Genomic DNA, 24,942 nt, shown 5'->3' with positions numbered 1-24,942 from the left:
CCATGATTAGTGTTGCGCCATGTAATCTAACGTAAAGTTAGTCAGTAGTTTTACACCTAATTTCATACCCGAATCGTCTACGTAAAATTCAGGAGTGTGGTGAGCAGGACTATCTTGCTCGGAAACATCCAGTGGCTTCCCACCAACCCATACGTACAAACCTGGTACTTTTTCTTGGAAAAAGGAAAAGTCTTCCGCACCGGTAACCGGCTTCGAAACGATGGCATTTTCAGCCCCTGCGGTACGTTGCATGGTCGGTACCATGGCTTGCGTAAGTGCAGGGTCGTTATAGGTAATGGGATAGTAGTAATCTAAAGGAAGCGTAAGTTCGGCTTTGGCGCCCATGCTCTCGGCGATAGCATTCACTTTACGCGGAAGCGCTTCGTAAATGTGTTCACGAGCGGCTTTGTTAAGGGTACGAATGGTACCAACCATCTCTACTTCATTAGGAATAATGTTAGAGCGATTTCCACCATGAATTGAGCCAATAGAAACCACAGCAGCATCATCAATAAGCTTAAGTTCACGACTAACAATGGTTTGAATAGACATGATCATTTGCGCCGCAGTTACCACTGGGTCGACACTTTTCCACGGGTATGCGCCATGGGCTTGCTTACCGTGAATAACAATTTTAAACGGGTCTACTGCAGCCATAGTGCCACCAGAATTGTAACGTACTGTGCCCACATCAGTATTCGAACTGATATGTAACCCGAAGATAACGTCTACATCAGGGTTTTTAAGCACCCCTTCTTTGACCATGACTTCAGCACCACCGGTCTCACCAGCAGGTGCACCCTCCTCAGCAGGTTGAAAGATGAACTTCACTTTACCCTTAAGTTCGCCTTTAATGCTGGTCAGTATTTTTGCCGCTCCCATTAGCATGGCCATGTGCGTATCGTGTCCACAAGCATGCATAACAGGCACTTCTTGTCCGTTGTATTCACCCATTTGGGTAGAGCGGTAGGATAAATCCCCCTGCTCTTTAACCGGTAAACCGTCCATATCTGCACGAAGCGCTACAACAGGGCCTGGTTTGCCGCTATCGAGTATCGCAACTACGCCTGTGCTGGCTACGCCGGTTTCAACTTCTAGACCTAGCGATGTTAGGTAGTCTGCTACGTATTTTGCGGTATTAAATTCACGATTAGAAAGTTCAGGGAATTCGTGAAAGTGGTGGCGCCATTCAATAACGTCTGGCTCTACTTCTGTAGCCAATGCATCAACATCAACTTGTGCAAAGGCAAAAGTGGCACAACTTGCCACAGCGAGCGAGAGTAACTTTCGATACATAACATCTATTCCGTTGTAGAGTAAAACGCCAGAATAAACTATCTGGTAGCTAAAAAATACGAGTACCAATTGCGGTGTGACTTCTGAAAATAACCTATTCAATGGCCAGTGAACATTAGACAGAAGTATAATAAGAATTATTTCGATTAAGTGGGTAGTGAAATGCGGGCACAAAAAAAGCGCCCTGAGGCGCTTTTTCTATAAAAACGGGTTAGCTCTTTTGACGCTTCATCGCGTTGAAGAACTCATCGTTAGTCTTAGTCATAGCGAGTTTATTAATAAGGAACTCTATGGCATCAATCTCTGACATCTCGTGCACAATTTTACGTAAGATCCACATTTTCTGTAGTTCTTCTTGTGACGTTAATAGCTCTTCACGACGGGTACCTGAACGGTTGAAGTCGATGGCTGGGAATACACGCTTTTCAGCAATCTTACGATTTAAGTGTAATTCCATGTTACCGGTACCTTTAAACTCTTCATAGATAACTTCATCCATTTTAGAGCCTGTATCGATAAGTGCTGTCGCGATAATTGTTAAGCTACCGCCTTCTTCAACGTTTCGTGCAGCACCAAAGAAGCGCTTAGGCTTGTGCAGTGCATTAGCATCAACACCACCGGTAAGTACTTTTCCTGATGAAGGAATTACCGTGTTATAAGCACGTGCTAAACGAGTAATTGAATCAAGTAAGATAACGACATCTTTCTTGTGCTCAACTAAGCGTTTCGCTTTTTCGATAACCATTTCAGCTACCTGAACGTGACGGCTTGCAGGTTCATCGAACGTTGACGCAACCACTTCGCCTTGTACTAGGCGATGCATTTCTGTTACTTCTTCTGGACGTTCGTCGATAAGCAATACCATCAATTCAGCTTCAGGGTGATTCGCTGCAATAGATTGCGCGATATTCTGAAGTAAAAGGGTTTTACCGGCTTTAGGTGGTGCAACGATAAGACCACGTTGCCCTTTACCAATTGGTGAGGCTAGGTCTAATACACGCGCCGTAATATCTTCTGTTGAACCATTACCACGTTCCATACGCATACGAGATGCAGCATGTAGAGGAGTAAGGTTTTCGAAGAGGATTTTATTACGGGAGTTTTCAGGCTTGTCGAAGTTTACTTCGCGGATTTTTAACAGGGCAAAATATCGCTCACTGTCTTTTGGCGGGCGGATTTTACCAGAAATGGTATCGCCCGTTCGCAAGTTAAATCGGCGAATTTGGCTTGGTGATACGTAAATATCATCAGGCCCAGCTAAATACGAAGAGTCTGCTGAACGCAAGAAACCAAAACCGTCCTGTAAAATTTCCAGAACCCCGTCACCGAAAATATCTTCGCCGCCTTTCGCATGCGATTTCAGTATCGAGAATATGATGTCTTGTTTTCTAGCGCGAGCCATATTTTCCAGGCCCATTTCTTCGGACATGGCGACTAATTCGCTAATTGGTTTGTTCTTTAATTCTGTTAAATTCATACTGGTGGGTCTTTGTGCTTGGGGTTTGCTTACAGGACTGGTAGTCACTCTGTTCTAATTTTTGATTTGATTATGCCTGAATAGAGGCTAAGCAGAATGCTGCTCGGGTGAGCGCTTAAGAAAAGTTAGCACTAAAATTAATCAACGTCCAGCGTTTTACTCGCCAATTGTTAAATAACTTGTATTCACGCTGTTGTAGACGTTGCTACTGCTTATTTTCATGGGTAAATAAAAAACCGGTAGCTAGGCCACCGGTTTTTTCTATACTGCTATCTTACTAAAGATTTTCGTTTAAGAACTCAGCTAGCTGAGTTTTAGATAACGCACCTACTTTCGTTGCCGCTACGTTACCGTTTTTGAAAAGTAGTAATGTAGGAATACCACGAATACCATATTTAGGTGGAGTTTCGTTATTTTCATCGACATTCAACTTGCCAACTGTTAACTTGCCTTCAAACTCGTTCGCAACTTCTTCTAAGATTGGCGCGATCATTTTACAGGGGCCACACCACTCGGCCCAAAAGTCAACCAGTACAGGACCTTCAGCATTGATAACATCTGCTTCGAATTTATCGTCAGATAACTGGATAATTTTGTCGCTCATTCTTTTCTCCATTTTTGGTCGGTCGCTGATTTGTTTCAGCTCTACCATAAGTGTTATATAGAAACCGTTTTTAATGCAAGCACTGATAAGCTATAAGCTATGCCTACTCACTTAACTGATACTCATTTTTCCGACCTGCCGATTAATAGCAAGGTTGTTGACGCCTTAACGGCGGCAAATTTCAATAATTGTACACCAATACAGGCGTTATCTCTGCCTCCGTTACTTGAAGGCTTAGATATTGCCGGACAAGCTCAAACGGGTACAGGTAAAACTATTGCCTTCTTGGTTGCTACTTTTCATTATTTGCTAAGCAAAGCAGATAATGACGAGAACAGCAAATCAAAAGGCCCTCGAGCCATAATAATGGCACCAACGAGAGAGTTAGCCGTTCAGATTTTCAACGATGCCAAACTGCTCAGTGAGCATACCGGTTTATCGCTTGGATTGATTTATGGGGGCGAAGGTTACCAAAGTCAACGGGAAACCCTAGAAGAAGGGGTAGATATTATTATTGGTACGACAGGACGCATTCTGGATTATTACAAACAGAACGTGTTTACCTTGAATAATATTCAAGTTGCCGTACTTGATGAAGCCGATCGTATGTTCGATTTAGGCTTTATTAAAGATATCCGCTTTTTGTTCCGTCGCTTGCCGCCTGCTACAGAACGTCTAAGTATGCTGTTTTCCGCTACACTTAGTTATCGCGTTCAAGAACTCGCTTACGAGCACATGAACAACCCGACTCACGTTCAAGTTGCGCCAGAGCAAACGACGGCGACTCGGGTATCGCAAGAGCTGTTCTATCCTTCTGATGATGACAAGATGCTACTGCTTCTTTCATTATTTGAAGAAGAATGGCCAGATAAAGCCATTGTGTTTGCTAATACCAAATACAGCTGTGAGCGCGTGACCGACTGGCTTACTGCCGATGGTCATCGTGTTGGCTTATTAAGCGGTGATGTACCACAGAAAAAACGCTTAGGTATATTGGAAGACTTTACCAAAGGTAAGCTAGACATTTTAGTGGCTACGGATGTTGCCGCACGTGGCTTACATATTGATTCTGTCACCCATGTGTTTAACTACGATTTACCTGACGATGCAGAAGACTATGTTCACCGTATTGGTCGAACCGGTCGTGCTGGTCAAAGCGGTATTGCGATTAGTTTTGCATGTGAAAAATATGCATTGAATTTACCTGCGATTGAGCAGTATATTCAACAAGCAATCCCTGTGACTGACTACGATGCTAGTGCCTTACTTGATGACGTTAATGCGCCTAAAGCTAGACGCAGACGCACGCCAAACACGAGAAACTCGTCTCGACGTGGTAATGGTAAAGGTCGTGGTAACAGCGGTGGAAATAGAGGTAAACCGTCTAATCGCGGAAACAGTAACTAACATTCGAGACAATATGCAGGCAGAACTTCAGCACGACTCTGAAAGCTATGGCGAGTATTACGCCGCTGTAGACTTAGGCTCTAATAGCTTTCACATGGTCATTGTTCACGTTGTTAATGGTAGTGTTCAGATCATTGGCAAGGTGAAACAGAAAGTACGTTTAGCGGCAGGGTTGGATGACGACTTTGCACTAGATGAAATGAGCATGGAACGTGGTTGGCAATGCCTGCAAACCTTTTCCGAACGGTTACAAGATATTCCTCCTTCAAATATTAAGGTAGTGGCTACCGCTACCTTACGTCTTGCTACTAATGCCCAAGTGTTTATTGGGAAAGCCGAGCAAATTCTTAAGCATAAACTCAACGTGATAAGCGGTGAGGAAGAAGCACGTCAGATTTATCTTGGCGTAGCCTATACCTCGGCAAATCAAGGCAACAGCTTAGTCATAGATATCGGCGGTGCCAGTACTGAAATTGTTATTGGTAACGACATGCAACCCATTCACTTAAAAAGCTTGGATATGGGATGCGTAACCTTTATGGAACGCTATTTCGATGGCGGTAAGATTACCACTGAAAACTTCGAGAATGCGAAAAAAGCCGCGAAAGCGTTACTTTCACCCGTTGCAGACGCCTTTCTTTGCTTTGATTGGGAAAATTGCTTAGGTGCCTCTGGCACGCCGCAGGCCATTACTGAAATATTGGTGGCACAGGGAATTAGCGACTCAATACGACTTGATTACCTTCATCACCTAGAAAAACAATGTGTTGAATGCGGTGAAATTAGCCAGCTTAACATTGAAGGTTTAGAAGAAAATCGCAAGGCGATTTTTCCTTCCGGCTTAGCCATTTTAATTAGCTTGTTTGAAGCGTTAGCCATTAAAAATATGAATATTTCTGGCGGTGCACTTCGCGAAGGACTGATTTACGGCATGTTAGATAACATGCAGGAAAATGATCGTCGCGACCAAACGCTAAACCAAACAATGGCGCGATACCACATCGATAAAGCCCAAGCGAATTCAGTAAAAAGCGTGGCAACGCAGTTATGTTCGCAGCTATGTTCACAACAAAACATCTGCCATCTTGATACCGAAGCTATTTTAGGTGCAGCGGCACTACTTCATGAAACCGGCTTGCATATAGAGTACAAAAAACATCATGAGCACGGTGCTTATATTCTGTCTTTTATCGATTTACCTGGCTTTACACGCTTGCAGCGGGCGGCCATCCGAGACCTTGTTGCCCATCATAGATTAACCATTCCAGCTGATGCCTTTAGCAATTACCACGATGACTCCCAGCCTATGTTATTGGGGTTGCTTAGGTTATTGCGCATTTCTGTGGTGCTGTGTTTGCGAAGACAAAACAAGCATATTCCCCATGTAGATTTAGTCTGCGAAGGTGACAAATGGGAAGTCTCCTTCCCTGAAGGCTGGCTGAAAGCTCACCCGCTGATTAACGCGGAATTAGCCAATGAAAGCTGGCTACAGCACAAAGCAGGCTGGGAACTTATCTGTAAATAGTCAGTGCAGCTTAAAATAAATAATAAAAAAATGGGATGCGACTTTAGGTAGCATCCCATTTTTTTTAGCAACTGGCCTGTTGGCCTATGTGCTTACTCTTTGTTTTATGACCGCTGTGCTATTTGCCTGCGAGAAGTGCGGCAGCTTTAGGGGCAAAGTAGGTAAGAATACCGTCTGCGCCAGCGCGCTTGAAAGCCAGTAACGACTCTAGAATTACCGCCTCTTCGTTTAACCAGCCATTCGCAAATGCTGCTTGATGCATGGCATATTCGCCACTGACTTGATAAGCAAAGGTAGGTACCTTTAGCTCGTCTTTACAACGACGAACAATATCTAAATAAGGCATACCAGGCTTCACCATCACCATATCAGCACCTTCTTGCACATCTAAGGCAATTTCGTGTATAGCCTCATCGCTGTTTGCAGGGTCCATTTGATAGGTTTTCTTGTTACCGCCTTTTATGTTCGCTGAAGAGCCGACAGCGTCGCGAAATGGCCCGTAATAGGCAGAGGCATACTTGGCAGAATACGCCATAATGCAGGTGTTAATAAATCCCTCCCGCTCAAGTGCGTCACGAATAACGCCAATGCGCCCATCCATCATGTCAGAGGGTGCAACAATATCTGCGCCTGCTTCGGCATGCGACAATGCTTGCTTGACCAACACTTCGATGGTCACATCATTCATCACGTATCCGGCTTCATCCACCAAGCCATCTTGTCCGTGAGACGTAAAAGGATCTAATGCAATATCCGACATTAACATCACATCTGGAAACTGTGCTTTTAATGCACGCATAGCCGTTTGTGCTAAGCCATCTGGGTTGAACGCTTCTTTAGCACACTCGGTTTTAAGTGACATGGGTGTAACGGGAAAAAGGGCTAGCGTACGAATACCAAGGGCTACCCACTTTGCCGTTTCTTCTAATAATAAATCGATAGATAAACGCTCAACTCCTGGCATTGAAGGCACTTCTTCACGCTGGCCGGTGCCAGGAAGCACGAATACAGGGTAAATAAGATCGTTAGTCGTAAGACGTTGCTCGGCAACTAAATCTCGCAGTGCATCTTTTGCACGTAGGCGTCGCATACGGCGAGCCGGGAAGGAAGCATTCATAAGTTATCCTGAAAACGGTTTAAAAAGTACTTTATTTCGTCCTGATTCTTTCGCAGCATACAACTGCTCATCCGCTAACCGAAGTAGCGCCTCAGCATGTTCTTCGTCCGTGATAATGCTGGTGGTTACCCCTGCACTAATGGTTAGGTGTATTGCCTCTCCCTCAAACATAAGAGGGGAATTTTCGATACGTTCGCGTATTGCCTCAACAACATGTAAGGCACCCTCGCTGTCGGTATTCGGTAGGATAAGTGCAAATTCTTCCCCACCTATTCGACATAAATCATCGGATAAACGAAGCAGCATACTTTGCATAACGCCCGTTATATGAATTAAACAGGCATCTCCGCCAGCATGACCGTATTTATCATTAATACGTTTAAAGTGGTCCACATCGATTACCGCAATAGACAAAGGTGTTTGCTCGCGGCGACTTCGTCTGCCTTCTGATTTTAACTTTTTATCAAAGTGACGACGATTATTAATCCCAGTAAGTGGGTCGATTGCCGTTAGGCGCTCTAATTCTTGGTTAACTTCAGACAGTTCACGCAAAGTAATTTCAAGCTCTAACGTTCGTTCTTCAACTTTGTACTCTAAATCATCTTGATAACGCTTTTGCACTTCTAGAAGATCTTCTTTTGCCTTACTCGCCTGTTTTTCTTGTTCAAGGGCAAATGCTTGCGTAGAAATGAGTTCATCGTAACTATGACTATAATTAATTGCCAAAATAAGGGCTAAAATCACCGTTTCGACGGTACCAGCAATAATAAGCAAATAGCTCGTAGAAATGCCTAAATTGATTATATTCACGCTATCTAAGCTAACAATGAAGCCACTTAACAATAAAAATAACCACGCTACAGAGAAGTATCGGGCAATAGGCACGCCTTTAAATGATAACCAACCACCTGTGAACATGGCCACAAACACGATTATCGACAACATGACTAAGTAGAGCTTTATGGCAAAGGGGTAAGGCAATATTGTACTTGTGAAAATACAGGCTCCAAATGCCCACGCAGCTACCTTGGAGATTTTATCTACTACAGGGCTAAATTCGGCAATAGGCAGTAAATGCCGCGAAAACAGTACAGCAAATAAAATCGTCGCATTACCAAAAATGAGTACCGCCTTACCCTGAAACCACGCCTGCTCGGGCCATAAATATGCGTAGCCCAATCCCTGCAATGAGGCGAGGGTTAAGCCTAAGCTCAGTGCATAGCCGGTGTAGAATAAAAACGAGCGGTTCTTAGTAGTAAAAAATAAGAAGATATTGCTTATGACCATGGCACATAAGAAACCGAAAAACAGACCTAATGCTAGATTTTGGCTTGCTGCATATTCTATAAACTCTTTCTCTTCCCACACCACGATAGGCATGCGAATAGTACCGCTAGATTCAACGCGAACCACTACGGTTTGCGGTTTTGCACTTAAAGGGATCGAAAATAGCGGGGTATTATTTGCGATAGGTCGCACATGAAATGCTAAAGTGTCGCCCGCTCGGTAACGCACAACGGGTGAATTCGATAACGGCGTATAAATCGCAACATCAACACTATCTAGCAACGCGTAGTCTATTTCGAAAAGATAACGCAGCACTTTGGACTCATCGGGAGTGACAACAAACGAGAACCAGTGTACATCACTGCTCATGCCTAAATTTACAGGTGACACCGCTGGCGTCCATGCGCCTGGGTCTTTATTGAGTATCGTTTCGAAGGTGAGTCGGTTCTCGGGATCGTTAATAAAAGCTAATTGGGCAACGCGGCTATTTGTGGTTCGCTCAGGTACTACACTTAGTGCAACAAGCGCAAAAATCGATACCGCGACAACGGTAATAACGAAGAGATAAAGATCGTAATTGCGGACCTCTTGACGATTTATGCGCATTACCATTAATCACTGATACAAAATAAACGACAAGTATTAGCATAACTGCTATCTCGTAATTTATCAGGGGCAACCTGCATTAGTTCACTAATTTGCTCACCGATATGAGGCAATAGCGCAGGTTCATTGTTGCGTTTTCTTGGGCGTAATGTTTTCGGGAATAAATAAGGGGCATCCGTTTCTAAAATGATACGATCTAAAGGAATGGTGGGTATGGCGGTACGAAGGGCCTCTCCGCGCTTTTCATCACATGCCCAGCCGGTAATACCAATATACAGTCCCATATCTAAATAGGCGTTTAGCTGCGTTGTATCACCCGTAAAACAGTGCGCAATACCGCCGCTAAGAGACTGCAGCACCTTTTGCAGGCAGGCCACTTGTTGTTCGAACGCATCTCGCTCATGAAGATACACTGGCAAGTTCAATTCTGCCGCCAGCGCTAGCTGAGCTTCGAACACACTTATTTGAACATCTGGGGGAGAAAAGTTGCGATTAAAATCGAGCCCACACTCCCCCACAGCCACGACGCCAGCATCGTTGGCCATGCTCCTTAGACGCGCGTAGTCACTTTCAACCACATCTTTAGCATTATGGGGGTGTATGCCTAAGGTATAGCTGCAAATTTGCGGATACTGCTGATGAAGTGCTGCTGCCGCATCCCACTCATTAGGGTGGGTGGTAATAATGCACAGCCTGGAAACACCGGCGTCCACTGCATTTGAAATAATCTCGTGGGGATCAAATCTGCGATCTAATAGATTAACGCCAGCGTCGAACCAAGGCATATTATTTTACACGTTTTACTTTCATACGTTTGTTCAGCCCTTCTTTTTTCAAATAGAAAGCCCCTAACAAACCACGCTCAATTAGTACGGTTTCGCCTTCTTTTACCTTCAACGTCGTATCTGTAGTTTGCTGCCAAACCGAGCCGTTATCGAAGGTTAAAATAAACTTTCCGCGAGCAGTTTTCGTGATCTTAGTTACTGTACCTGCAAATGTATCGGCTAAGGTTTCAGTTTTTACTTTGTGCTCTAAACCAAACTGTTCTTCTTTAGGCGCTGGGGTTTGGCTTACTGGTGCTTCGCGGCGACGTTCAGAAGCCACGGCAGGTGTGTTGGTAGGCATAGCAACGGGTATACCTGCCTGCGCACCTGAGAGGCGGTTTACTTGCTTTTCTACACGGTCGTAACACACTAAACGTTGAAGGCTGTTTTTGGTTTCGCTACATTTGGCTAGTGCTTCGCCTACAGTTTCTGCCTGTGCTAAAAAAGCACTAAAAGGGAGCATACTTACTAACAGTAATAATGCACGTATGTTCATGGTAAATCCTTTATTTTACTTAATTATTATTCGATTTCAGTGCCAGTTTCTTCGTCACTATCTCGGCGGCCTTTCCCCGCATACAAACTACCTACAACAACGCCTATTTCAAACAATATCCACATAGGAATAGCTAAGAGTGTTTGAGAAATAATATCCGGCGGCGTAAGTAACATACCCACAACGAACGCACCAACAACCACATAAGGGCGTTTTGCTCGAAGTGACTTTGCGTCAGTTACCCCAGTCCAGCACAGTAAGATAATGGCAATGGGAATTTCAAATGAGACCCCAAAAGCAAAGAAGAGTTTCAATACAAAATTAAGATAACTAGAGATGTCGGTACTGACCGTAACACCTTCTGGTGCCACACTATTAAAGAACGCAAACGCGATAGGAAATACCACAAAATACGCAAAGGCCATGCCCGCATAGAACAACAAAGTACTTGAGAGTAAAAGCGGTGCAACGAGCTTTTTCTCGTTGCGATATAGCCCAGGCGCAACAAAGCCCCATACTTGATAAAGTACATAGGGAATAGCGATAAAGAATGACAACACCAGCGTAAGTTTAAACGGTGCGAAAAAAGGTGAGGCAACATCGGTGGCAATCATGCTAGCGTTTTCTGGCATAGAATCAAGCAACGGCAAAGCGAGCCATTGATAGAGATCTTGCGAAAAGTACGCCAAACACAAAAATACCACCAGCACACTTAATAGTGCTTTTAGGATGCGGCTACGAAGCTCAATTAAATGAGATATTAAATTGTTTGCGTCAGACATTTACTGTTTTTTATATGGTTCCTGAACCGACTCAGCCGCTTTTTTGAGCTCATCAACACTTTGTTCAAGCTCTGGCGAGAGATCTTTCAAGCCTTGCTGCTCAGCTTTCTTCAGGTTTTCGTGTAATTCGTGCACGCGCAACTGATGCTCAACTTCTTGCTTAAAGCCCGTTGCTGTATTTCGCACACTTCGAATAGTGTTAATGGTGGACCGCATGGCACCTGGCAAACGTTCTGGACCTAGTATCAACAAGGCCATCACACCAATTACCAATAGCTCCCAAAAGCCAATGTCAAACATCAGGATTTTTCTTTAACGTCGCTCTGCGTTTTAGTTGATACAGTGTCAGCGGTGTTAACGGTGTCTGTGTCTTCTACCTGCTTCTTCTGCTCGAAATCGGCATCTTGTTCGCTATCAGTGACTGCTTTTTTAAAGCCTTTGATTGCGCCACCTAAATCAGTGCCAATCCCTTTCAAACGTTTAGTGCCAAAAAGTAAAACTACAATTACTAAGATAATAAGTAACTGCCAGATTCCAATACCGCCCATAAAAATAATCTCCGATACAACAGTTAGGACAGTATGCCACCCAAAGCGCTAGCTTTCACGTGAATATTTGCGTGGATGAATAATCGTTGACGTTTATTATCACAACACGCATCCTGATGGTAATTAATTGATACGGATATCATTTCACCGCGTAATCGATAGAGGGAGTTTGGGTTGTTATGTTGTGTTTAGCTGTCTCATTGTGTTTATTACTTACTAACCAAAGTGATAACCAGTCTATTCCTACGCGCGAGGTGGTGAATAATGCGCAAAACAATGTCGAATCTCATCAACCTATGCAATGGTTTGATGTGTGGCAACGCAGCTTCACCGATTCTATGGACTTTACCGTCAGTAAGTTCGATGGCTTGTTTTCCGATGGCTCACAAAGCATAGAAAAGGCGAAAGCAGAAGGTCGAATTCAACTTAGCTGGGAGCCTAGAACCCGAGATATCGCAGAAACCGATCTTAGGTTTCGTATTCGTGTTTCACTCCCCCACCTCGAAAACCGCGTAGATTTGCTTTTAAGTGATAATGAAGACGAAACCCAAAGCGATACTATAAAGGCGGCACGTTCTCCTTCGCTGGGGAGACAAGACAATACAACCATTTCCCTGCGTTTTCGCCCCAATATAAACTCTCACTATTCATTTCGTGTGGGTGCAGGCAGGCGTGACCAGTTGTATGTAAAGGCGCGCTACCGTAATGCCTATGCATTTAATTCCCATTGGGCAATGCTTTACGATACCGAAATATATCAATACACCCGTGACCAATTTGGTGCGGAATTAGGCACCTCAATTCAGCATGTTAGTGGCAGTAACAACGTTACTCGGTTAAATAACCGCTTTTATTTTCGTGACAATAGTAACGACTGGTTGTGGCGACACGAGTTACAACACTTGTACCCTATCAACAACAACAATGCCTTGGTTTACAGCTTTATGGTGGAAGGGTTGAACAAACCTACTTATCAAGTAGAAGAGGTTTACACAGGGTTACGCTGGCGTAGTAACCCAATTAGAGAATGGCTTTATTTCGAGGTAGAACCCTTTGTACTCTGGCTTCGAAGTGAAGACTTCTCGCCGTCTTACGGTATGGCGCTGCGTTTAGAGGCCTATTACGGAAAAGGCGAGTAACTTTCGTTACTCGCCTTTGGTACATTATCAATAAACTTACTTAGTGATTACCTGTTACGGGCGCAACGCGCGCTCGCCGCGTGCTAAACCACACACGCCGGTGCGTGATGATTCAATCACTTCAGCACATTGAGCCATGGTGGCCGCAAAAGCATCTAGTTTGTCTGTAGTACCCGTGATTTCAATGGTGTAGTTATTCGCATGAACATCTAAGATGCGCCCACGGAAAATATCACTATTGCGCTTTACTTCAGCACGTACTGATTCAGTGCGAGTAGCCACTTTAATTAGCATCAACTCGCGCTCAATATGCGTGCCTTCAGTAAGGTCTACCACTTTAAGCACATCAATAAGCTTATTCACTTGCTTAGTAATCTGCTCAATGACTTTATCATCACCATGAGTAATGATGGTAAGACGCGACAAGCTGCCATCGTCAGTAGGTGCTACACATAACGAGTCTACGTTGTAGCCGCGCTGTGAGAAAACACCCACAATACGTGATAACGCGCCAGGGGCGTTTTCCATTAATACTGAAATAATACGTTTCATCAGGTTCGCTCCGTCTTACTTAAGCGCATATCATCCATAGCGCCAAACTTAATTTGCATTGGATACACGTGCTCGTTTTGGTCTACCGCAATGTCCATAAACACGAGGCGATCTGTAAGACTGAAACATTTCTCCATAGCTGCATCTAATTCGTCTAATTTATCTACTTTGATACCTACATGGCCATAAGACTCAGCAAGTTTCACGAAGTCTGGCATAGAGTCCATGTATGAATGCGAGTGACGACCTTTATAAATCATATCTTGCCACTGGCGAACCATGCCTAGCGCTCGGTTGTTCAAAGTAATGATTTTAATCGGCAGGTTGTACTGCAAACAGGTAGACAACTCTTGAATATTCATTTGAATACTACCATCGCCAGTTACCACTACAGAAGTAGAGTCAGGATGTGCAAACTGCACGCCCATTGCTGCTGGCAAACCAAAGCCCATGGTGCCTAAGCCACCTGAGTTGATCCACTGGCGAGGCTTATCAAATGGATAATACAAGGCCGCAAACATCTGATGCTGACCTACGTCAGAGCTAACATAAGCTTCACCATTGGTGTGCTTATAAATAGACTCGATAACTTGCTGAGGCTTGATTACCGTATCGCCTTGCTCGTAGTTCAGACATTCACGAGAGCGCCACTGAGTAATTTGTTGCCACCAATCGGCTAGCTTTTCTTTTTGACCAGATAGGTCTTTATTAACCAGCTGTTCTAAAATTTGGTCGAGTACTTTATCTACCGAGCCAACCACTGGAATATGCGCGTTGATGGTTTTAGAAATAGACGCAGGGTCAATATCTACGTGAATAATATCGGCATGCGGGCAGAATTTATCTACGTTGTTGGTAACGCGGTCATCAAAACGTGCCCCTAAGGCAATAATGCAATCGGCATTATGCATGGTTTTGTTTGCTTCAAGTGTGCCATGCATACCTAGCATCCCCACGAACTGCTCGTGTGTGCCAGGCATGGCGCCTAAGCCCATAAGCGTACAGGTAACCGGTGCATTCAACTTCTCAGCTAATTCAATAACACGTGATGACGCTTCAGAAGTAACCGCACCGCCACCAACATAAAGTACTGGACGTTCGGCTTTCATCAATGAAGCGACCGCTTTCTTAATTTGCTTAGTATGCCCACGCTCGGTTGGGTTATACGAACGCATGGTTACATCAGTTGGGAACACATAAGGATGATCTTCAGCAACATTTACAATGTCTTTAGGTAAATCGACTACCACTGGACCTGGACGGCCCGTGTTTGCAATGTAATAGGCTTTTGCAATCGCTTCTGGAATATCTACGGCACGCTTAACTAAAAAGCTGTGCTTAACAATAGGGCGAGAACACCCCACCATGTCGGTTTCTTGGAAAGCATCTTCACCGATATGCTTTGAAGGAACTTGGCCTGACAACACAACCATTGGAATTGAATCCATATAAGCGGTAGCAATACCGGTAATGGTATTGGTTGCACCTGGGCCTGAGGTGACGAGGACTGTGCCGGTTTTGCCTGTTGAACGTGCATAACCATCCGCCATATGAGCGGCTGCCTGTTCATGACGTACGAGGACATGTTCGACATCTTCTTGCGCATATAAAGCGTCATAAATGTCTAGTACGGCACCACCGGGGTAGCCGAACACATGTGTTACTCCTACATCTTTTAGCGCTTCTACCACCATGGCAGCGCCCGACATCATTTTCACAGTACTATCTCCTGTATCGGTTTGGTGTATTGTCAGCGAATGTTGACGATGAGCGGACTATAACGAAGGAAGTAGGAAGATAAAACACCAAACCGCACAAAAGTGAGATATATATCCCAATATTCAAGATAATTAGGATGAATCTTTCGATTTGGTGAAATTAATAGCTATTATTAGGATAGCCTTCACAAGAAATTAACAACTAATCGTCATCAATGTCTATTTCAAGGTCACTATTATCATCTATTCCCATATTATCGTCTGCATATTCTGTTACAGCACGCTTAGAACCATAAATACTGGCCGCTTTTGGCCGATTGATTCGGGTTTGATATTTGACCCATGCTTTGGCCTGAGGCGTTTGTGGCTCACATTGCCCCAACGCAGCATTAAGATAATTTATTTCAATGTCTGAACTTGGTTCAATCTTGCCATCGACTAAGGCTGCAAACAAACTACCATGGGCTTGCAATAACTTGCTTTCAGAAATTGAAAAATCACCGGAGCGTGCAAAACCATAAGGGTAATGCTTTTTATCAGCAAACGGACGGTTAATCAGTTTCTCTCTGGATAACGTTGTCATATGACCCCCTATCTCAGCCTGTCTAGCTATTATCATACTCCCCATCTGCTGCCGATGAGGAACCATTAACCGCGCGACTGTGCCGCTTGGCTCATTACACTGATAATTAGATAGTTGGGATCAACAATGCTGTCAAACAGAAAAACGTGATAAAAGAAAACTTAACAAAACTGTAAAATGCACCGATAGAGAAGCGCGCTACATAAGTAACGCACACTTAGTACTAACGCGCATTCTGATTACGGCATGTAGGGCAGGTACTACTTCCTGGTTTTCGGCACCCAAGCCCAAACCATTTCACACAGAACCGGTTCAATACCTTGGGCATCTGTTACCTTAACGGCTACCGTCACCTCACCTTTTTCTTGAGTTTGCATCAACGCTATTTGTTCATCTGTAAGGTGCGCCACTGCGTGCATATCACCTTGGGCGCGCTTCACATATTTAAAATTCATTTCTTTGATAAGCGGTAATTTGTCACCAGGTAGGTTAACACCCACAACAAAGCCCGTTGACGATTCTGCCAACAATGCCATTGCCGCAGCATGCACGCTGCCAATATGGTTTTGGGCCTTTTTATAGTTTTTCTGACGGAAAGTAACCGATTTCAAATCGGTTTCCAGAATATCGATGCTGACCGTACCCGTTAGTTTCACTTTGTACCGGAACATCCACGTCAGCATACGCTGGCGTAGCCATGTTGGATAGGTATTGGCTTTTTTCGCAAAGCTGCGAAGGGGGTTTGGTACGGACATAATCTTCTCTCTGAAACACTTTCTTCTGGTTAGACCAGTGAGGTTATGCTCCCACCGCAAAGGATGCAAGTAATTTTAACAATGGCCTAACAATTTTTGTAGCGATGCAGTTTGGTCGCCATACTGTTTCCAGCGCCCTATCGAACGAGTATTTATTGCTTCGCGCACTTGTACCTTGCTGGCCGTAGAAACTGGCAGTGTATTTCGCTCTACATGTAGACACTGTTCTTCCCAGGTTAAATTGCAAAACGAAAGTAATTTGGGGACTTCTTGAGTAGGGTTGGTCGCCAATGCTTCGTAAGATTGGATATGCACGTTGTCAGGAAATTTCTGCGCCCATGCTTCCATTACCTTTTTAAATCGCAGGTAGAAACGCCCGACAACATTTAAATCATAAGCATACGCGTAGTATGGGCTATGAATAGAGAATAGCTGGCGATAGTTGCCCACACAGGTATCCATGGGATCTCGCATCAAACAAATGATTTTAGCGTTCGGTAATGCACGGCGAATAAGATCCACATAAAAGAAATTAAACGGCAGCTTATCTACTAAGCGCTGTCCGTCTTGTTTAAGGTAAGCGGTTCGCGCTAGGTAGCATTCCCCAATTTCTTGCATATTAAGGTTTTCGGCCGCTTTGAGGGTGTCTAAATCAAGAACATGTTGTGATGGCGTATTAGCCAGCGATTTTACTGCCACCCCGAAATCTTGTAGTTCGCCGCCAGAGGCGACTTGGCTATGGTGACTTAAAATACGCTCTACCAAGGTAGTGCCAGAGCGGGGCATACCTATGACGAAAATTGGCGAATCATCTTGTGCCCCTATTGCTTTAATACGCTCAATCGCGCTTTTATCAGCGTCTACGTCAATACCTTCAATAGCGCTTTGCGCTTGCTGCTGTAAATAGTCGAATAACGCTTGGTAGTCTGCAAAGGCATCTTGGCTGGCTTGTTGTTTAGGCGCTTTGGCGTGCCGTAGTGCTTCAAAAGCCTTATCATATTGCCCTAACGCTTCATATTCTTTTGCTAATGCATGGCCAATGTGTAGCCGCCCTTCCACATGCTTTTCGCAGGTGCGTGATGCAACTAGCAAACGGTCGATATGATTTTTCTCAGTCGTAACCCCGCCTAAGTCTGATAATGCAAAATGTGCCTGATAAAAATTGGGGTTTAATGAAATTGCGCGTTCGAAATGCTCTCTAGCATGCGCAAAATGACCGGCGAACTTACTACTCACGCCATAATTATAATGAAACTGCGGATTGTCGTTATCAATAGATAACGCTCGTTTAAAATAAGAAAGCGCACCTTCATGGTCGCCTACTCTGCTTAACGCTACGCCCACGGTATCTAAATCTAGCGCTCGCGTCAGGGACGTTGGTGGGGCCTTTTTAGCGGCGGCTTGGGCAAGGTTAAGATCGCCAGTGAGTGCAAAGCATTTGGCGAGATAAGCATAAGTCAGGGCTCTAGCCTCAAGGCTATTCGACTTTTCTAATAATTTAACCGCTTTATTAATTTGCCCTATTTCAATGTGGATGATACCCAAAAGAAAATAAGCATGAGGGTCGTCGCCAAAGGTCTGAATAACCTCTACGCAGGCTTTATGTGCTGACGTATAGTCTCGTTTGCTAATGGCTGTGGTAGCCACATTGAAATGCTGTTGTTTATCTATCATTTTTGTATGTCATAGCGGTATCGTCAATACTGTTTGTGGTAATTGTTTTTTCGTTGATATTTTTTGCTAACGTTAATCATCATAAACCTGAAAAAAAGGCACTCCATGGAGTGCCTTTAATAAGTACTATAAGTAATACTACTACATATCAAACTTGTAGTTGAACTTCAGGCCTACGGTACGCGGCGTCAATATGTAATGGCCGTAGTTACGGCTTAATTCAGTGCCGTTTGGTTGAAGTACACTGTCGTATACACCTTCGCCAATATCACTTACGTTACGTCGTGTAGACACAAATGCATATTTGTCGAACAGGTTGTCGATGTACAAGGTTACCGACCAAGTTTCAGATGAAATACGCGCATTCAAGTTACTGATAGCATAACCTGGTAACGCTTCACCATCCTGGCGTAAACCAACCGTTGTGTAGATATCACTTTGTGCAGTGATACCATAGTTCACATCTAGCATTTTATCGCCAAATACTTCTTGGCTGTAAGTCATACCAAATGAAAATTGATGCTCGGCTGAACCTGGCAGACGATCCCCGTCTTTACCATCATAAAAATCTTGTAGTTCAGTTCCCGCTTCACCTTGGGCTGTAAACAAGAATGGCGCATCAGCGGTTAGCTCTGCTTTAGTATGGGCATACGTGGCATACATGGTTAAGTAGTCATTTGCGCGACCACGTAACGACAACTCTAGCCCTTTAGATGCAGCGCCTTCAGCATTAACCGTAATGGTTTGCTGACCATTTACAGTTGCACCAGTAACTTGTGGGTCTTCCCAATCAACATAGAACAAAGAGGTATTAACCTGAAGTTTGTTGTTGAAGAAGTTGGTTTTAACGCCAAGCTCATAGTTGGTCGTAGTATCTGCACCGTAAGTTTGCTCATCAGGTAATGCGCACACTATTTGGTTATTCAAATCATCAACGTTGTCTGGGCACGCTGGTGCACCATTAGCACCACCAATACGGAAACCTTCGCTGATTGTCGCGTAGGCCATGGTATCGCTAGTGAATTTGTAACTCGTATTAAATTTAAATAACGTACCGCTGTCATCTTCAGTAGGTGCTTCGGTTAATTCTAAATCGATAGAATCAGAAGCACGACCTTCAAATACAGAGTAATAAAGTGGCAAATCTACGCCCGAGCGTGCTGACACTTCATAATCATAAGCTCGTAAACCAATAGTGGCATCCCACTTATCGGTAATTTCATAAGTTAGCTCACCGAAAAGTGCTTTTTCAGTAATATCAATTTCGTCAGCAGAGAAGTATTCAAGGCTATCTGGGCGATAGTTACCTTCAACGCCCCATACTTCAATGGCATACACGTCAAAGTTAGGAGTAAATTCTTTACTGGTGCCTTCACTATCAGTGTCGTAATAGAAACCACCCACAATCCACGATAGTGGACCATCGTCTAGCGACACTAAGCGAACTTCTTGGGTAAGCGTAGAGCGTTCCGATAATTCTTCCGTGTAAGAAGAAAACGCTGGGAATTCTTCGTAGCTGTAGTCTAAGCGAATAAGTAAGTCAGTTTGGTCACGTTGACCGTCTGATTCAAATTTCGAGTAGCCCGTCGCCGACACTAATTCAGCAAAACCAAGATCGGCTTTTACTTCTAAGCTTAATAATGAATCTTCTTTTTCACGCGGCTCTTCATAACGATAAGCCGACTCGTATTTACCGACTAACGCACTTAAACCGTTTTCATCAGACAACGCATTGTAGTGGCTGATTGAACGGCCCTCTACATCCTGTGTTTGGAAGAAATAGGTAAGCGTAGCGTCTATGGTGTCGGTGGGTAACCAACGTACCGCAATTCGGCCTGTTAGCGTGTCTTCACCGTTAGCATCTTCCACTTGGCGTAAGTTATCGCTGATGGCAGTGCTGTCAGTCCAATCAGGATCGGGCAGTGAAACCCCACCTTCTTGTACAACGTAGTTGTAATCAATAAAACCAGGGTTATTGAAGTAGTTTAGTGATGCACGAACACCCAACTCACCTTCAATAATAGGCGCGTTGAATACGAAACTTCCCTCGCCACCTAGTGAATTACTCTCTTCCATGGTGAAGACATCACCGGTAATTTCTGCCGTGGTAAAATCTAAATCAACTGCTTTTGGAATATAGCGAATGGCACCACCAAGTGTGCCAGCGCCATATAAGGTGCCTTGTGGCCCAATCAGTACTTCAACACGGTCTACATCGAGTAAACGCATGTTAAGGAAAAGCGGTATTTCGCCAAAGTAAGTTGCTACCGTGCCGCCATCTGAACCGGGTCCAGATGAGTTTGTATTCAAGCCACGCACGATAATAGGAGAATCATTTCGACCACCCTGATCGGTGACGGTCAAGCCTGGTACCCAGCGTGCTACTGAGTCTAGGTCTTCAATATTTTGTTGGGCCAACACGTCCGATGTTATGGCGGAGATATTAATTGGAACTTCCTGCAAAGTGCCGCTTCGGCGTGTTGCAGTAACTTCAATTGTTTCTACTTGTTTTTCATCTACAGTAACTTCTTGGGCGACAACTGCACTGCTGGTTAAAGCAGTAAATACAGCGCCGGCAACCAAAGAGTACCCGAAAGTGCTGCCTTTATAATGCATGCTTGTGTTTTCTCCTGGCGGGGCTTCTATCTAGTACCCATTAATTTTATTATTGGGTACGTGCATCAGTATTTTCAGCATGATCCGTAGCAGAATCTGTGCCGTAAACGGCGCGCATTCTAAAGCAAAAACACATTAATATTTAATATTTTTTGAATAAATATGCTCTAATATCGCGCATGCATGCACTAATTTTGAAATAAAGCTAATGATAGCCGCATTTAATGCAAGCTTAACTATTGATACTTAGATAGTTTTACCCAGCATCACCAAATTAGTGAAAACGCGCCCCAAAAAAGTGCGATAACTCAAGAATAAAAACCCATTCAAAATTTAAGGTCTTTTTATACGTATTCCGGAAGGAAATTTACATTCATCTGCGCTTTTGTGAGCTTGCTAACGCGCTTTTGCTAGCAATCTGGGCACAAATGAACAAGCTTAATTTAAATAGTGGTGCAATTTCAGGAACAGAAACCCGTCGACTATTAGGAATTACTGCGTAGGAAATAAAATTGATAACTGGCTGACACTTGTTATACCGAGATTCGCTGGACCCACAGGGGTCGCATTAATCAAATTAAAATAGTTTCAATTGATGACTAAGATATGAAAATTTGGAGCGGGAAACGAGATTTGTTGCTCGCCGGGAACCGGTCGCGGCCACATAGGGGTCGCTTTATTCAATCTGATATGGTGCTAACGTAATTTGAAGTATAAAATTTGGAGCGGGAAACGAGATTTGTTGCTCGCCGGGAACCGGTCGCGGCCACATAGGGGTCGTTTTAATCAATCTGATATGGTGCTAACGTAATTTGAAGTATAAAATTTGGAGCGGGAAACGAGATTCGAACTCGCGACCCCGACCTTGGCAAGGTCGTGCTCTACCAACTGAGCTATTCCCGCATAGAGTCGATGCTTTTGCATCTGAAGATTGGTATAGTCTAAACTTTTCAATTCACACTAAGTTTTTTGGAGCGGGAAACGAGATTCGAACTCGCGACCCCGACCTTGGCAAGGTCGTGCTCTACCAACTGAGCTATTCCCGCATACAAAAAAAGGCACTTCGTTTTGAAGTGGTGCGCATTGTACAAAAATATTTTTATTTGGCAACCATTAATTGGATTTTTTTGTACAAACGCCCCCTTACCGCTTAAATCGTGAACACTTTCTCACGGTAGTAGCGCATTTCTTCAATAGACTCGCGAATATCATCAAGGGCAAGGTGAACACCCTTTTTATCAAATCCGTCTAATACTTCCGGCTTCCATCGCTTAATTAGCTCTTTTACGCTGCTCACATCAATACTGCGATAGTGAAAGTATTCTTCTAGTTCTGGCATGTACTTCACCATAAAGCGTCTATCTTGACCTATGGTGTTACCGCACAAAGGCGACTTGCCTGCATCAACATAGTCAGCCAAGAATGCCATGGTTTGACGGGCGGCTTCAGCTTCATTTATCGTACTCGCACGACAACGCGCAGTAAGCCCAGTTTCACCGTGTACCCGCGTACACCACTCGTCCATATTATCAAGTACGTCATCAGGCTGATGCACCGCAATGACGGGGCCTTCAGCAAGCACATTTAGCTGTGCATCTGTCACTATGGTGGCAATTTCCATCACCACACAAGTCTCTGGATCGAGTCCTGTCATCTCCATATCAATCCACACTAAATTACTGTCGTGCTTTGTCATCGGCTTCCTCTTAGTACTGAGGCATGGCAACCATGCCCTACAAACGTTATTATAAGCGCAGTATACGTGAACTAGAAAAGAATCGTGGCGAAAAAACCAAAACTTACACACAGACAGAAACGCCAAGTCGCAGCCAATAGAAGTAAACGGTTGCAAGATAAGCATGGTGACAATAAGCAATCATCGCTAGATGAAAGCCAACTGATAAGCGGCGTGGTGACGGGTCGCTTTGGTAAACATGCAGATGTTGAAGACGCCGAAGGCAATGTGTCACGGTGTCATATCCGCCGTACGGTTGACTCTGTGGTATGTGGCGATAAAGTGCTTTTTAGTAAAGGCGACGATGCCGACTCTGGCAGTGTGCGTGGTGTAATTGAAATTGTTAATGACCGCCATTCAGTACTTACCCGCCCCGACTTTTACGATGGTATAAAGCCCATTGCCGCTAATATCGATAAAATTATTGTGGTAAGCGCTACCCTGCCTTCATTATCTACTCACATTATCGATCGCTATTTAGTGGCCTGTGAAGACATTGGTATTACGCCGTTTATTGTTTTAAACAAAGTGGAGCTGCTTTCACAAAGTGAAAGAGAAACCATTAATGAGCAATTAAAGGTTTATACCGACTTAGGTTATGACGTACTTTTCACCAGCTGTAAAACCGGTGAAGGTATTGATGAGCTTAATGCCTATCTTGATAACAACGTCAGTGTTTTCGTAGGTCAATCGGGTGTAGGTAAATCTAGTTTAATTAATCAAGTTTTGCCTGGTGCTGACATACTTACCGGTGAAGTATCAGATAACTCAGGCTTAGGCCAACACACCACTACCGCAGCCAAGCTACTGCATTTACCGGCTGGCGGCGATTTAATTGATTCCCCTGGCGTCCGTGAGTTTGGCTTATGGCACATTCCTACCGAACGAATTACCTGGGGCTTTATCGAATTTAGAGATTACTTAGGCGGGTGTAAGTTCCGTGACTGTAAACACCTTAACGATCCTGGCTGTATTCTTCGGGAGGCTGTAGACGAAGGAAAAATTAATGCCGAGCGTTTTGCTAGCTACCACAAAATACTAACTACCATGGACGAGCAGCGCCCGAGCCACAGCCAACCGCCTGGCGCATAAGGCGCATTTTTACGCTTTGTTTGGCTTGTTGAAACAGAATATTGACACTACTTCAACAAGCCCACCCCTTCTGGCTTATTCCAAGTTTGTAGCATACATAATCTTAAAGTTACTTACGCGCATATAAGTTAGGGTACAATTAACCTGTCTTTTTAATGGAGAGCTTTCGTGCTGGACTGGCTTAAAATAAACTTACAATACATTACCCCTAAACATTTGTTGTCACGCCTAGTAGGCAAATTAGCGGCAGCAGAGCTTGGTGGTTTCACTACGTTTCTTATCAAGCTTTTCATCAAGCAATATAATGTTGATATGAGCGAGGCTTTGCATTCAGATCCTGCCCATTACCGCAGTTTCAACGCCTTCTTCACTCGCCCATTAAAGCCTGAAGTTCGCACCATTGACCCACGAGAAGATGTGTTAATTCAAGCGGTAGATGGCACGGTAAGTCAATTTGGCGACATTGAAGCTGACAGTATATTTCAAGCTAAGGGGCACGATTTTAGCCTTACCAGCCTATTAGGCGGAAAGCCAGATTTAGCGGCTCCATTTAAAGACGGAAAATTTGCTACCATTTATTTAGCCCCTCGAGACTACCACCGCATTCATATGCCGGTAGAGGGTACGCTTACCGACATGGTGTATGTGCCTGGCGAGTTATTCTCAGTAAACCCACTTACCGCTCAAAATATTCCAAGCTTGTTTGCCCGTAATGAGCGTGTTGTGGCGCTATTCGATACACCCGTAGGCAAAATGGCTATGGTACTGGTTGGCGCTACGATTGTTGCCAGTATAGAAACCGTTTGGGCTGGTACTGTGTCGCCACCTACAGGTAAAAATGTACAACACTGGACTTACGAGAAAGATACCGAAGCAAGCGTACACCTTGCGAAGGGCGACGAGCTAGGTCGCTTTAAGTTGGGCTCTACCATTGTGGTATGTTTCGAAAAAGACATGATTGATTTTGATGCATTAGCACCTGGGCAAGTAACCCGTTTAGGTGAACCAATGGCTTTTGCTGCGAACGCGCCAGTAAATACTGATGCGGGCGTTGATTTAGGCGATAACTCAGGCGCTGATTTAGGCACGCAAGCGACAACAAGCTAGTT

General features: G+C 44.2%; 22 protein-coding genes and 2 tRNA genes. 5 read left to right on the top strand and 19 right to left on the bottom strand.

The window, feature by feature from the left end:
• Positions 1 to 6: 6 nt before the first annotated feature.
• The 3 genes from AV939_RS02415 to trxA all read right to left on the bottom strand — a co-directional run bounded on the left by AV939_RS02415 (position 7) and on the right by trxA (position 3,377).
• Entirely contained in the window at positions 7 to 1,296 is a 1,290-nt protein-coding gene (locus AV939_RS02415; protein WP_057794261.1) for an amidohydrolase, read from the bottom strand.
• Between the two features lie 211 nt (positions 1,297 to 1,507).
• Positions 1,508 to 2,773 (bottom strand): transcription termination factor Rho, encoded by a 1,266-nt coding sequence (gene rho / locus AV939_RS02410; protein ID WP_057794263.1) that lies wholly within the window; start codon positions 2,771 to 2,773, stop codon positions 1,508 to 1,510.
• A 277-nt stretch (positions 2,774 to 3,050) separates the two neighbouring features.
• The gene (trxA, locus tag AV939_RS02405; RefSeq protein WP_013785606.1) at positions 3,051 to 3,377 is read right to left on the bottom strand and encodes a thioredoxin TrxA; all 327 of its coding nucleotides are present in this window, start codon (positions 3,375 to 3,377) and stop codon (positions 3,051 to 3,053) included.
• A 99-nt stretch (positions 3,378 to 3,476) separates the two neighbouring features.
• Here trxA and rhlB point away from each other — a divergent pair, with 99 nt between their 5' ends.
• Positions 3,477 to 4,784, top strand: a complete 1,308-nt coding sequence (rhlB, locus tag AV939_RS02400; RefSeq protein WP_057794265.1) for an ATP-dependent RNA helicase RhlB — start codon at positions 3,477 to 3,479, stop codon at positions 4,782 to 4,784.
• Between the two features lie 13 nt (positions 4,785 to 4,797).
• Positions 4,798 to 6,309, top strand: a complete 1,512-nt coding sequence (locus AV939_RS02395) for a Ppx/GppA phosphatase family protein (protein ID WP_057794267.1) — start codon at positions 4,798 to 4,800, stop codon at positions 6,307 to 6,309.
• Positions 6,310 to 6,427: 118 nt separating this feature from the next.
• Here AV939_RS02395 and hemB read toward each other — a convergent pair whose 3' ends face one another.
• From hemB to tatA, 7 genes are read right to left on the bottom strand one after another with little or no spacing between them, the layout of a single operon-like run.
• Positions 6,428 to 7,426 (bottom strand): porphobilinogen synthase, encoded by a 999-nt coding sequence (gene hemB, locus AV939_RS02390; RefSeq protein ID WP_057794269.1) that lies wholly within the window; start codon positions 7,424 to 7,426, stop codon positions 6,428 to 6,430.
• Positions 7,427 to 7,429: 3 nt separating this feature from the next.
• Positions 7,430 to 9,319 (bottom strand): sensor domain-containing diguanylate cyclase, encoded by a 1,890-nt coding sequence (locus tag AV939_RS02385; RefSeq protein WP_057796400.1) that lies wholly within the window; start codon positions 9,317 to 9,319, stop codon positions 7,430 to 7,432.
• Between the two features lie 5 nt (positions 9,320 to 9,324).
• Positions 9,325 to 10,104 (bottom strand): TatD family hydrolase, encoded by a 780-nt coding sequence (locus AV939_RS02380; RefSeq protein ID WP_057794271.1) that lies wholly within the window; start codon positions 10,102 to 10,104, stop codon positions 9,325 to 9,327.
• 1 nt (position 10,105) lies between these two features.
• Positions 10,106 to 10,639 carry a hypothetical protein gene (locus tag AV939_RS02375; protein ID WP_057794273.1) on the bottom strand — a complete coding sequence of 178 codons (534 nt, stop codon included), beginning with the start codon at positions 10,637 to 10,639 and terminating at the stop codon, positions 10,106 to 10,108.
• A gap of 26 nt (positions 10,640 to 10,665) precedes the next feature.
• Entirely contained in the window at positions 10,666 to 11,421 is a 756-nt protein-coding gene (tatC, locus tag AV939_RS02370) for a twin-arginine translocase subunit TatC (RefSeq protein ID WP_057794275.1), read from the bottom strand.
• The gene (tatB, locus tag AV939_RS02365) at positions 11,422 to 11,721 is read right to left on the bottom strand and encodes a Sec-independent protein translocase protein TatB (RefSeq protein ID WP_013785614.1); all 300 of its coding nucleotides are present in this window, start codon (positions 11,719 to 11,721) and stop codon (positions 11,422 to 11,424) included. It lies immediately after the preceding gene.
• Positions 11,721 to 11,969, bottom strand: a complete 249-nt coding sequence (gene tatA / locus AV939_RS02360) for a Sec-independent protein translocase subunit TatA (RefSeq protein ID WP_057794277.1) — start codon at positions 11,967 to 11,969, stop codon at positions 11,721 to 11,723. The genes tatB and tatA overlap by 1 nt, the downstream gene beginning before the upstream one ends.
• Before the next feature lie 179 nt (positions 11,970 to 12,148).
• On the opposite strand from tatA, the gene AV939_RS02355 reads away from it, so the two are divergent.
• Entirely contained in the window at positions 12,149 to 13,108 is a 960-nt protein-coding gene (locus tag AV939_RS02355) for a hypothetical protein (protein WP_057794279.1), read from the top strand.
• Between the two features lie 54 nt (positions 13,109 to 13,162).
• Here AV939_RS02355 and ilvN read toward each other — a convergent pair whose 3' ends face one another.
• The 9 genes from ilvN to orn all read right to left on the bottom strand — a co-directional run bounded on the left by ilvN (position 13,163) and on the right by orn (position 22,702).
• On the bottom strand, positions 13,163 to 13,660 hold the full coding sequence (ilvN, locus tag AV939_RS02350) for an acetolactate synthase small subunit (RefSeq protein ID WP_013785617.1): 498 nt from the start codon (positions 13,658 to 13,660) through the stop codon (positions 13,163 to 13,165).
• Complete coding sequence (locus tag AV939_RS02345; RefSeq protein WP_057794281.1) at positions 13,660 to 15,378, bottom strand: acetolactate synthase 3 large subunit; 1,719 nt, start codon at positions 15,376 to 15,378, stop codon at positions 13,660 to 13,662. The genes ilvN and AV939_RS02345 overlap by 1 nt, the downstream gene beginning before the upstream one ends.
• 202 nt (positions 15,379 to 15,580) lie before the next feature.
• Complete coding sequence (gene maoP, locus AV939_RS02340) at positions 15,581 to 15,961, bottom strand: DUF413 domain-containing protein (protein ID WP_057794283.1); 381 nt, start codon at positions 15,959 to 15,961, stop codon at positions 15,581 to 15,583.
• A 260-nt stretch (positions 15,962 to 16,221) separates the two neighbouring features.
• Positions 16,222 to 16,716, bottom strand: coding sequence for a DUF4442 domain-containing protein (locus AV939_RS02335; protein WP_057794285.1), 495 nt, complete (start codon positions 16,714 to 16,716; stop codon positions 16,222 to 16,224).
• A 75-nt stretch (positions 16,717 to 16,791) separates the two neighbouring features.
• Positions 16,792 to 18,390, bottom strand: coding sequence for a sulfotransferase family protein (locus AV939_RS02330; protein WP_057794287.1), 1,599 nt, complete (start codon positions 18,388 to 18,390; stop codon positions 16,792 to 16,794).
• Positions 18,391 to 18,531: 141 nt separating this feature from the next.
• Entirely contained in the window at positions 18,532 to 21,006 is a 2,475-nt protein-coding gene (locus AV939_RS02325) for a TonB-dependent receptor (RefSeq protein ID WP_057794290.1), read from the bottom strand.
• A gap of 827 nt (positions 21,007 to 21,833) precedes the next feature.
• Positions 21,834 to 21,909: transfer RNA gene (locus tag AV939_RS02320), tRNA-Gly, on the bottom strand.
• Positions 21,910 to 21,976: 67 nt separating this feature from the next.
• Positions 21,977 to 22,052: transfer RNA gene (locus tag AV939_RS02315), tRNA-Gly, on the bottom strand.
• Between the two features lie 104 nt (positions 22,053 to 22,156).
• Positions 22,157 to 22,702, bottom strand: coding sequence for an oligoribonuclease (gene orn / locus AV939_RS02310; protein ID WP_057794292.1), 546 nt, complete (start codon positions 22,700 to 22,702; stop codon positions 22,157 to 22,159).
• Positions 22,703 to 22,786: 84 nt separating this feature from the next.
• Here orn and rsgA point away from each other — a divergent pair, with 84 nt between their 5' ends.
• Together rsgA and asd are read left to right on the top strand one after the other, a co-directional pair.
• Positions 22,787 to 23,833: a small ribosomal subunit biogenesis GTPase RsgA gene (rsgA, locus tag AV939_RS02305; protein ID WP_057794294.1), complete on the top strand. Its 1,047-nt coding sequence runs from the start codon at positions 22,787 to 22,789 to the stop codon at positions 23,831 to 23,833.
• 168 nt (positions 23,834 to 24,001) lie between these two features.
• Positions 24,002 to 24,940: an archaetidylserine decarboxylase gene (gene asd / locus AV939_RS02300; protein ID WP_057794296.1), complete on the top strand. Its 939-nt coding sequence runs from the start codon at positions 24,002 to 24,004 to the stop codon at positions 24,938 to 24,940.
• Positions 24,941 to 24,942 lie beyond the last annotated feature (2 nt).

Origin of the sequence: Alteromonas sp. Mac1, assembly GCF_001562125.1 — a bacterium.
Classification (GTDB): Bacteria; Pseudomonadota; Gammaproteobacteria; order Enterobacterales; family Alteromonadaceae; genus Alteromonas; species Alteromonas stellipolaris.
The sequence above is the reverse complement of the archived record's forward strand: the minus strand, read 5'-3'. Positions and strand labels throughout refer to the sequence as shown.